The following is a 985-nucleotide window of genomic DNA, read 5'->3' on the forward strand; positions in this document are numbered from 1 at the left end:
GAGGGTGAGAACAAGCCGGGCGTACCACAGCGCTTCTTTGTCGCGAGGTGTTCGCGTGCCGGTTGATTTTCAACGGCGGATCGGGGCCATCGCAACCGCTCGCCACAGAGGTCAGCGGGAATTGCTGCTAAGCATGGCTCATGATTGACATCATTGAAAGGCGGCACCCGCATCACCAAGCCCGGAATGCACGCGGAAGAAGTCCCGCCCCGGATGATCCATCCGCACTGGGGCACGATCTTTCGCACACTGCATCAACAGGCTCTGTTGTGACACCGTCAACTCTTCAAAGATCTCCTGATCATTGGCAAACTGGGCAGCAACGCGCAATACACCCTCGCTCTGATCCCAAAGACAGAACAAGCCCTGGCCGAGTGGGAGGTGATTAGCAAGCTCGCTGAGCAGGGTTCGGGCTAAATCCGAGGTGGAGCGCGCTTCCTGCAATTTTTGGGTAATCTCCACTTCTGTCGCCTTAGACGCCATCGCCCGCTCGGAGGCTTGGCGACTTTGCTCAGCAGCAACAAAGCGTTCGGTGATCGGCTCGCGCACGTACCCAACCAGCCAACGCGCCACCACACCAGAGAGCAGCGTGACGAACAACACCAGCGTCGCCAAAATGGCGCCCTCCGGAACAGCCGTTAATGCGCGCAGCTGACGGCTTTCGAGCGCATAGAAGCCAGCGGCGAGGAGCACAATGGCCGACATCACCAACACTGGCACCATCCAGCTGAGTCGGCCCAACAGGTGACGCACCCGATGAATGTTAGCGGCTGCGGCCTCATCGGCACAGGGCATCCTCCGCCGTGTTGACCGCTCTCCCACTGCTGTACCCTTCGACAGAGTCTTCGAGTTGATCACCGGGTGCGGCCTTTGAATAATGTGATCACCCGAAACAGGCGGCACCGAATTGATCAATTCGCTGCCAAAATTGTTGCCAGCGCCCGGTCGTTTGGCTCAGCGCCCGCAGGCTGAGTACAATCCCGGC

Annotated in this window: 1 protein-coding gene; it reads right to left on the reverse strand. The window is 59.2% G+C overall.

Features of this window, described 5'->3' with window-relative positions; genetic code table 11:
- Nucleotides 1-150: 150 nt before the first annotated feature.
- A complete protein-coding gene (locus CKO36_RS19215) occupies nucleotides 151-795 on the reverse strand; it encodes a hypothetical protein (RefSeq protein WP_200286499.1) in 645 nt (214 codons plus the stop codon).
- Nucleotides 796-985: the final 190 nt, after the last annotated feature.

The sequence above is a fragment of the Rhabdochromatium marinum genome (assembly GCF_016583795.1).
GTDB lineage: Bacteria > Pseudomonadota > Gammaproteobacteria > Chromatiales > Chromatiaceae > Rhabdochromatium > Rhabdochromatium marinum.

Bases quoted from the DNA above. Each gene is read 5' to 3' on its own strand.
- CKO36_RS19215 (WP_200286499.1), bottom strand. From the start codon at position 795: ATGCCCTGTGCCGATGAGGCCGCAGCCGCTAACATTCATCGGGTGCGT.